The sequence below is a fragment of the Odoribacter sp. N15.MGS-14 genome (genome assembly GCF_000980245.1).
Classification (GTDB): Bacteria; Bacteroidota; Bacteroidia; order Bacteroidales; family Marinifilaceae; genus Odoribacter; species Odoribacter splanchnicus.
In genome coordinates, this window is record NZ_LARE01000101.1 from 1 (window position 1) to 7,020 (window position 7,020).

At 43.5% G+C, this 7,020-nt stretch carries 5 protein-coding genes and 1 pseudogene; 5 read left to right on the forward strand and 1 reads right to left on the reverse strand.

The genetic code is table 11. The features are described from left to right. A partial coding sequence (locus tag WS34_RS13760; RefSeq protein ID WP_046405511.1) for a daunorubicin resistance protein DrrC occupies nucleotides 1–426 on the reverse strand: 426 nt, incomplete at its 3' end. Nucleotides 427–614: 188 nt separating this feature from the next. Here WS34_RS13760 and WS34_RS13765 point away from each other — a divergent pair. From WS34_RS13765 to WS34_RS13785, 5 genes and pseudogenes are all read left to right on the forward strand, one after another. Beyond that, nucleotides 615–908, forward strand: a pseudogene (locus WS34_RS13765) (endonuclease/exonuclease/phosphatase family protein); the annotation flags it as partial. A 125-nt stretch (nucleotides 909–1,033) separates the two neighbouring features. Next, nucleotides 1,034–3,178, forward strand: coding sequence for a Tex family protein (locus tag WS34_RS13770; RefSeq protein ID WP_286693803.1), 2,145 nt, complete (start codon nucleotides 1,034–1,036; stop codon nucleotides 3,176–3,178). Between the two features lie 19 nt (nucleotides 3,179–3,197). Beyond that, entirely contained in the window at nucleotides 3,198–5,732 is a 2,535-nt protein-coding gene (locus WS34_RS13775; RefSeq protein ID WP_046405512.1) for a M1 family metallopeptidase, read from the forward strand. Between the two features lie 64 nt (nucleotides 5,733–5,796). Continuing rightward, nucleotides 5,797–6,360, forward strand: a complete 564-nt coding sequence (locus tag WS34_RS13780; protein ID WP_046405514.1) for an RNA polymerase sigma-70 factor — start codon at nucleotides 5,797–5,799, stop codon at nucleotides 6,358–6,360. Nucleotides 6,361–6,604: 244 nt separating this feature from the next. Beyond that, nucleotides 6,605–7,020, forward strand: a 416-nt coding sequence (locus WS34_RS13785) for a hypothetical protein (protein ID WP_046405515.1), incomplete at its 3' end; no start/stop codon positions are given.

Consider the following 7,020-nt stretch of genomic DNA (forward strand, 5'->3'; position numbering starts at 1 on the left):
GTCACAACGGGTACATCGGCCTTGAGGGTGATTGAAAGAAAAAGTATCGGAATAGCCGACATGGGGTGAACCGATCCTCGAGAACAACAAACGGAGGAGGGAATAAATATCGGTGTAAGTACCTACTGTCGAACGGGCATTGGCTGTCGTTTTTTTTTGGTCGATTACGATGGCTACCGGCATATTCTCAATCTTATCGACATGAGGCCGACCGTATTTAGGCAGATACTGCTGAACAAAACTAGGAAAGGTTTCATTCAATTCGCGCCGGGAAGTCGCCGCTATCGTATCCAGTACCAACGATGATTTTCCCGATCCCGATACACCGGTAAAAATCGTGATTTTCTTTTTAGGGATTTGTAAGGAAACATGCTTCAAATTGTTTTCATAGGCCCCTTTAATGACGATGTATTCTGTTCCAGCCATAGCTTATTTCGATTAAAGTCCGTAAAGTTCAGTTTATAAAATTCATCGTCCCGATAAATTCAGGACAAATATAGGGCAATCGGTTTGTTTTAAATTCTACCCTCACCCAATATTTAAGTCTGAACTTTTCATTTTGGCCATTGTTTCTGTATCTTTGCCATCATCAGAAGTTTTTTAGTGACCATTTTATGAAGAGAATATTTTTATGTTTGTATTTTTTGCTGACACTAGCAGCAGGATTACAGGCCGAAAATCTGGTAGAGGCAACCTATAATCTAAGGAATGCCTATCGGAGTGATTCTTTGAAAGGCAATGACTGGGGACAGCATTATCCTTATATTGCCGGGGTAGTACAGTTCTACGGATTCGATATATTCGGAACTCAGGAAAGCTTCTGTGATCAATTACAGGATTTAAAGCGAACTTTACCCGAATATGATTATATCGGAGCGAGACGTGACGATGGAAAAAAAGCGGGCGATACACAGGAAAAAGTCAACACTGCCGGTAACTTTCCGCAAGAAGTGTTTTCGGATAAATATACAGCATATACTCCATCGGATCATTTTCCGGTGATTTAATTGTTAAAGAACAAAAATAAACAAATATGGAATATCATATAGATCCCGTTGATTTTATCGTAGGAAAGACCGGAGGAGAAAACCGGGCGGTACGCAACCTACTCGATTTATTTGCAGAAGGGGCTACGATTCCTTTTATTGCCCGGTACCGTAAAGAGAAAACCGGTAATATGGATGAAGTACGAATCGGGGAAATCAAAACTTTATATACTCAGTTTCAGGAACTCGAAAAAAGGAAAAATGCTGTTTTAGATACGATCCGGGAACAGGAAAAACTGACTCCTGGTTTAGAAAAACAGATCCGGGAATGTCAGGATATCCGGATACTGGAAGATCTCTATCTGCCCTTTAAACCTAAAAAGCAAACCCGGGCAGCGAAGGCCAAAGCGAAGGGATTGGAACCGCTGGCAGCTCTTCTGATGCGGCAGGAAAACGGGGATATTGCGGTCAAGGCAGCCCGTTTCGTAAAAGGTGAGATACAGGACACAGAAGAAGCTTTACAGGGAGCCAGGGATATCATGGCCGAATGGGTAAACGAGAGCGAAGCAGCACGTAACCGGGTTCGCCGTCTGTTGGAACGGGAGGCGGTTATCACGGCCAAAGTAGTGAAAGGCAAAGAGCAGGAAGGTGAAAAATATACCGATTACTTCAATTTCCAGGAAAGTCTGAAACGTTGCCCTTCTCACCGGATACTAGCTATCCGGCGTGGAGAAGCAGAAGGGATTCTCAAAGTTTCTTTAAGCATCGACGAAGAGAACGCCTTAAAGAATTTAGAGCGGATTTTTATAAAAGGAGACAATGAGAGTGCCCGGCAAGTCTGGCTGGCAATGAAAGATGGCTACAAAAGATTGTTGTTTCCGTCCATCGAAGCCGAATATATGACCTTATCCAAACAGAAAGCAGATAGCGAGGCTATCCGGGTCTTTGCAGAAAACTTACGGCAACTGTTACTCGCTTCTCCTTTAGGTAATAAACGGGTATTGGCTATCGATCCGGGATTTCGTACAGGTTGTAAAGTGGTATGCCTGGATGAAACCGGCAAACTGGTTCATAATGAAAATATTTACCCCCACCCTCCCCGCAATGAGTATAAGCAAGCGGCAGCCAAAGTGACGAATATGGTAGCGACCTACGACATTCAGGCCATCGCTATCGGGAACGGTACGGCCGGACGGGAAACAGAAAAATTTATCCAGACATTACGCTTCGACCGGAAGGTACAGGTGTTTGTCGTCAGTGAAAGTGGTGCTTCCGTTTATTCTGCCTCTAAAATTGCCCGGGAAGAATTTCCGGAATACGATGTGACGGTGCGGGGGGCCGTCTCGATCGGCAGACGATTGATGGATCCTTTAGCCGAATTGGTCAAAATCGATCCTAAATCGATCGGTGTCGGACAGTATCAGCATGATGTGGATCAAGGCGGACTGAAAGAAGCGTTGGATCGGGTTGTCGAATCGTGTGTGAACAAGGTCGGAGTGAATGTGAATACCGCCAGTAAATATTTGCTGACCTATATTTCCGGTTTAGGACCGGCCTTAGCTGAAAACGTGGTGGCTTATATTCAGGAAAACGGAGCGTTGAAAAGCCGTGAAGAACTGAAAAAAGTGAAACGTATGGGAGCGAAAGCTTTTGAACAAAGTGCCGGTTTTCTGAGGATCGAAGGGGCCGGAAATCCTTTGGATAATTCTGCTGTTCATCCGGAATCGTATTATATCGTTGAAAAAATGGCCCGCGATCTGGGTGTCGGCGTTCATGAACTGATCGGAAACGAAACACTGTGCGGCCGGATAGAACCTCAACGGTATGTGGATGAAAAAACGGGCCTGCTGACCCTGAAAGATATTGTGGCAGAATTGAAAAAACCGGGGAGAGATCCCCGGACAATGGCGAAAGTATTCAGTTTTGCCGAAGGCATTTCAAAAATCGAAGATCTGCAGGTGGGTATGGTAATTCCGGGAATCGTTACCAATATTACCGGTTTCGGAGCTTTTGTCGATGTCGGAGTGAAACAGGACGGTTTGGTACATATTTCAGAAATTGCCGATCGTTATGTAACCGATCCTGCAGCAGAACTGGTACTGAATCAACAAGTGATGGTAAAGGTTGTACAAGTGGAACCCGGGCGTAAACGAATCGGCCTTTCAATACGCCAGGCGCAGAGTAAAGATTAAATTTAAAATCCATAGATTTATGAAAAAACAGTTGTTTTTTATAATCCTGTTGGGAGTAGTAGAATTATTGGCCGGATGCCGCCCCGAAGGGAAGGAACCGGAAACCGGAGTAAGCATCGGGTTGGCCCGGCAACGCAAACAAGATATAAGCAATTTGCAATACCGGCTGAAATTCCGGATTCCTGAAAATAAACAGGAAGAGGTCATCGGGAAAGTACAGATCACACTGAAGCAGGAAAAAGTACAGCCTGTCGTATTGGATTTTCGCGAAGATCCCCACAAAGTGAAACAACTGAAAGTGAATGGACGACCGGATTCGATCCGGATTTCGAATGAACATATTGTAGTAGGGACCGATTACCTGAAAAAAGGAGCGAATGAGATCGAGATCGATTTTATTGCCGGTAATCAATCCCTGAACCGGAACGATGAATTTTTATACACCTTGTTGGTACCCGAACGTGCCCGAACCTTATTTCCTTGTTTCGACCAACCGGACATGAAAGCTGTTTTTACCTTGCAGCTGGATATCCCGGAGCAATGGGTAGCCGTAGCCAATGCAGCCGTCGAGTCCGAAACCCTCCATGAAGGCCGGAAACTGATCGCTTTTCAGCCGACCCAACCCCTGAGTACCTATTTATTTTCTTTTGTAGCCGGGAAATGGCAACAACTGGCAGAAAGCCGGGACGGCAAAACGATAGTCATGTATTACCGGGAAACCGATCCTCAGAAAGTGGCCCAGCATACGATCATTTTCGATCAGGTTTTCGCTTCTCTGAAATGGCTCGAGGACTATACCGGAATCCCCTATCCGTTCGATAAATACGATCTGGTGATTGTACCGGGATTTCAGTTCGGTGGTATGGAACATCCGGGTGCGGTGTTATACAATGATAAACGCATGTTCTTAGGGCCGCATCCGACCATAGAAGAAGAACTGGGACGGATGGAACTGATCGCCCACGAAACGACACATATGTGGTTTGGAGATGCCGTGACAATGGCCTGGTTCGACGATGTGTGGACCAAAGAAGTATTCGCCAATTATTTTGCCTCCCAGATGACCCGGCCGGAGTTTCCGGGAGTCAATCACCTTCTGAACGATTTGCGTAATTTTTATATTCCGGCTTATGCGGAAGACCGTACAGCCGGCTCAACCTCGATAAAACAACCTTTGGAAAACTTAAAGGATGCCGGTTTGATTTACGGACAGATTGTCTATGATAAAGCGCCCATCGTTATGAATATGTTACTGAAACTATTGGGAGAAGAAGCTTTTCAAAAAGGTATCCGGGAATATTTGCAGACTTATTTATATGGGAATGCCACATGGGATAATCTGATTACTATTCTCAATAAGTATACCGATAAGGATCTGGTGGCCTGGAGTAATAGTTGGGTAAATGAAAAAGGGATGCCGGAAATTTCCGCTTCGTGGCATGACCGGACCTTGGTCGTGCGGCAAAAAGATCCCTGGCATAGAGGATTGAGTTGGCCACAAAATATAAGTGTAGCCCTCTATGAGGGAAAAAATGCAGATACACTCCAGTCCTCTGTGCATGAAGTGACTTTGGTATCCGATTCTGCGGTGACCGTTTTTCAGAACCGGTCTGCGGATGAGTCCTGCATTTTTCTGAATCAAAATGGTGAAGCCTATGGCTATTTCGTACTGGATCAGCGGACGATTACCTATGCTTTAGCGCATTTGAATACTTTCGCGAAAGCACCTGAAACCCGTTTGGCTTTATTGATCAATTTGAATGAAAACCGTCTGCACGGCCGTGTAGATGGTTTGGCTTTTGCCCGGATGTTGATCAGTAATTTGAAAACCGAAACCGAACCTTTGATTATTTCTACTTCGATCGCCTATTTGAATGAGATGGCCCTGCACGGACAGATTGCAGGAAGTGAAGAGCTTGAAGAAAGCCTGCTCGGATTAGCACGCAAACCGGGAGGAAAAGGTTGTCAACAGGCTGCTTTCAGGGCTTTGCTCGGAACCTTCCGGCAACCGGCGACGACACAGAAAATTTACCGGATGTGGAAAGAACAGAAATCTTTTACCGGCTTGGCTTTAGGAGAGAGCGATTATACTAAAATGGCTTATGAATTGGCTGTACGTATGCCTGAAAAATATGAGGAAATCAGGGCGACACAGGCGACCCGTATTCAGGACCCCGACCGGAAAAGAGAATTTAACTTTATTGTCCGGGCCGTAGCTCCTGAAACAGAAACGCGGGATTCCCTATTTCGGTCTTTATTGATCGCCGGGAACCGTCGGATAGAACCTTGGGTTACCCAGATCGTCGGATATCTCAACCACCCTCTCCGGCAACAGCAAGCCGTGAAGTACATCAGGCCGGCTTTACAGGAATTACAGGAAGTGCAGCGTACCGGAGATATCTTTTTCCCCAAGAACTGGATTTCAGCTACATTGCGCGGACATAATTCCCCGGAAGCGGCACAAGTAGTCCGGCAATTTCTGGAACAACATCCTGATTATCCCGTTTTGCTGAAAAATAAGATTTTACAAAGTGCCGACCATTTGTACCGATAATTAGATTAAAAATTAGCATATAAGTACATTTTTTTATATTTTTGGTTGCATCAATTATATGCACATGACTGAAGAATTTTATAATTTTCGAAGAATAGAGTCAGAAGACATGAAAGCCTTTGAAGGTTTGTTTATGGACTTGTATTCTAGTCTGTGCAGTGTTGCCGACCATTACCTTGGTGATGAGGCTTCAAGTAAAGATATCGCACAAGAGGCTTTTATTAAATTGTGGGACAAGCGTGAGGAATTTCATTCCATCATATCGGTCAAATCTTATTTATATGCAACGGTCAGAAATCTGAGTTTGAATTATATACGTGATAATCGGAAAAATTGTAAAATACGGGGAGTATTACCGGAAATCGATGATTCTGATTTTAAGTCCGTTATCATTGAAGAAGAGACGATTCGTGCTCTTTATGCCGCAATAGATAAATTGCCGGCCCAAACATCACGTATTGTACGGATGTCTTTGAAAGGAATAAAAAACCAGGAAATCGCTGAAAAATTAGGAATATCTGTAAACTCGGTGAAGACACTGAAATATAATGCGTTCCATACATTACGTAAAGAATTGGGAGAAGAGTTAGTGTGGAGTTTGTTGTTATTACTGGAATTTTCTGCTTAAGGGAAAAGAAGAGTTTGCGTTGACCGGGTAGGTCTTTGAGTATCTATATACAATATTCCAGTAAGCGGAATTCTTTAGTAAAAAGTTTATCAGGTCAAACGAACTTTATAAACCCGATCCATTTTGTCATACTGAAAAATAGTATATAACGATCTATTTTTTTACTTGTTTTAAAAATAATTTGTTTTTTCGTTCATCCTTTTTTTTCCATTTGTGTCTTAAGATATAAAATAAAAAAAATATCATGGAACAATATGGGGAATATTATATGATTGCCAAATGGATTGCAACTTCCTTGACAGGAGAAATTAGTCCGGAGGAGCAAGAATATTTGAGCAAATGGCTGGAGGAAAGCAATGACAATAAGAAGATTTATGAAAATATAGTCACCCGTCTGGAAGTAGGAGAAAACATAAAATCTTATCGTAACCGTTCTGTTGTGGAAGCCGACTGGAAAACAGTTCAGAGTAAGTTGAAATCCCAAAAAGTCCATACATTGTTTTATCGTCCCTGGCTTCAGTATGCGGCAGTTATAGCACTGGTGTTTTGTGTCGGAATAACTGCACTTTATATTCAGGATCATAAAAGAAAGAGTGCTGTCCCGCTGGCAACACAACAGGATTTTATAAAAGCAGGTAATCAGAAAGCCCTATTGACTTT